This is a genomic window from Cumulibacter manganitolerans, from assembly GCF_009602465.1.
GTDB lineage: Bacteria > Actinomycetota > Actinomycetes > Mycobacteriales > Antricoccaceae > Cumulibacter > Cumulibacter manganitolerans.
In genome coordinates, this window is the sequence record NZ_WBKP01000115.1 from 1 (window position 1) to 1,949 (window position 1,949).

At 72.8% G+C, this 1,949-nt stretch carries 3 protein-coding genes; all 3 read left to right on the forward strand.

What is annotated here, in order from left to right; genetic code table 11:
• Nucleotides 1–185 precede the first annotated feature (185 nt).
• Genes F8A92_RS18355 through F8A92_RS18365 form a run of 3 tightly spaced genes read left to right on the forward strand, consistent with a single transcriptional unit; the run spans nucleotide 186 to nucleotide 1,817 of the window.
• Nucleotides 186–503 carry a hypothetical protein gene (locus F8A92_RS18355; RefSeq protein ID WP_153506625.1) on the forward strand — a complete coding sequence of 106 codons (318 nt, stop codon included), beginning with the start codon at nucleotides 186–188 and terminating at the stop codon, nucleotides 501–503.
• Nucleotides 496–1,497 carry an SAM-dependent methyltransferase gene (locus F8A92_RS18360; RefSeq protein WP_153506626.1) on the forward strand — a complete coding sequence of 334 codons (1,002 nt, stop codon included), beginning with the start codon at nucleotides 496–498 and terminating at the stop codon, nucleotides 1,495–1,497. The genes F8A92_RS18355 and F8A92_RS18360 overlap by 8 nt, the downstream gene beginning before the upstream one ends.
• Nucleotides 1,498–1,508: 11 nt before the next feature.
• On the forward strand, nucleotides 1,509–1,817 hold the full coding sequence (locus tag F8A92_RS18365; RefSeq protein ID WP_153506627.1) for a hypothetical protein: 309 nt from the start codon (nucleotides 1,509–1,511) through the stop codon (nucleotides 1,815–1,817).
• The last annotated feature ends 132 nt before the right edge of the window (nucleotides 1,818–1,949 follow it).

Here is a 1,949-nt window from a genome sequence, read left to right on the forward strand (position 1 = left end):
GGCCGGCACGCCGCTCTCGCCTCCCGCATCGCCGCCCTCCCCGGACGCCCCACCGGGCGGCTCGGCGGCCGGCTCGGCGGGCGGCCCGGCGCCGGGAATCGCCGGTCGGATGCTCGCGCTCGCGGACTACATGGCCCAGCCGCCCGGGCTGCACTGACCACCACATCTGGGGAGGCTCCACCGCGATGAGCACATCGGCAGACCAACCACCGATCGGCGTCGAGACCCCGCTGGCGACGGTCTACGCGATGCGGACCTGGTACACGACCGCCATGGACCAGAACCGCCAGCTGCGCACCGACCTGGCGCGGCGGCTGCGCCAGGCCGAGGAGGAGGTGCGCTCCCTCGAGGCGCAGGTGGTGCACTCCGAGGCGGCGATCACCGCGCTGCAGTCGGTGCTGGACAAGATCGACGACTGGATCCGCAAGCTCACCCCGACCGAGGGGATCTTCGCCCAGCGCGAGGATCTGGACGCCGCCGAGGAGGACCAGGACGATGGCTGACCTGCTGGACTACCTCGCGGCGCTCAGCCTCGACCCGGGCAAGCTGGCGACCTACCTGCGCAACCCGTACGCGGCGTTGACCCGGGCCGGCGTCCCGAAGGAGCAGATCGCGGCGCTGCGCACCGGCAACCAGGCGGACCTGTGGCAGCTGCTGCTGACCGGGCAGACCCCGACGACGCCGCCGCCCGGGGACGCACCGCCGGATCGCGACGCCGGCACGCTGACCGTCATCGGTACCGGGATCCGCACGACGGGCCAGCTGACCGTCGAGACGATCGCCTGGATGCGGACCGCCGAGGAGCTGCTCTACCTCGTCGCCGACCCCATCAGCGAGCGGCTGATCACCACGCTGAACCCGAAGGCCCTCTCGCTGCGCGGCTACTACGGGGAGAACTCCGCGCGCATCGACAGCTACGAGGCGATGGTCGAGCACATCCTCTCGTGCGTCCGCGCCGGCAAGCGCACCGTGGCCGCGTTCTACGGGCACCCGGGGGTGTTCGCCTACCCGTCGCACGAGTCGATCCGGCGGGCTCGCATGGACGGCTACACCGCCATCATGCTGCCCGGGGTGTCGGCCGAGGACTGCCTGTACGCCGATCTCGGGATCGACCCGTGCGTCAGCGGGACCCAGATCTACGAGGCGACCGACTTCCTGGTGCACGAGCGCACCATCGACACGTCGTCGCAGCTCATCCTCTGGCAGGTCGGCGTCGTCGGCGACCTGACCTACAAGCTCAACGGATACGACCTGCGCGGCTTCCCGCTGCTGGTGCAGCGGCTCGCCGAGTTCTATCCGCTGACCCAGGAGGTGACCGTGTACGAGGCCGCGGTCTTCCTGGGCTTCGCCCCGAGGATCCAGCGCCTGCAGCTCGGGCAGCTCACCGCGGACTACGTCAACGCCTCGACAACGATGTACATCCCGCCCGCCCGGGCGACGATTCCCAGTGGCCGTATGCAGAACGCTCTTCGCGTCGCGCAGCAGCCGTCCGCATGAAGGAGGCCGACGTGAGCCAGGCACCGTACCCCCCGTATCCCCCGTTCCCGCCCTACCCGCCGTTCCCGCCGTACCCGCCGGTGGTGATCGGGGCGATGGCCGCGCTCTGCCCGTGCCCGACGCCGGCCCCCGTGGCCGCCGCGCCCGCTCCGGTCCCGGCGCCGGCCCCCGCCCCCACGCCGACACCGACGCCGACGCCCGGCGGCGGGGGCGGTGGCGGTGGCGGGACACCGCCGCCACCGACGACGACCACGACAACCACGACGGTCGCACCGCCGACCACGACGGTCACGATCGCCGCGGTCGTGGTGATCGCCTGAGAACGGGCCCGCCATGAACGCGCCCTACCCGCCCTACCCGCCGTACCCGCCCTTCCCGGCGTTCCCGCCGTACGGGGTGGGCGGATACGCGACCGGCGCGGCGGTCGGCGGCTGCGCGCCGGCGGCCGCCCC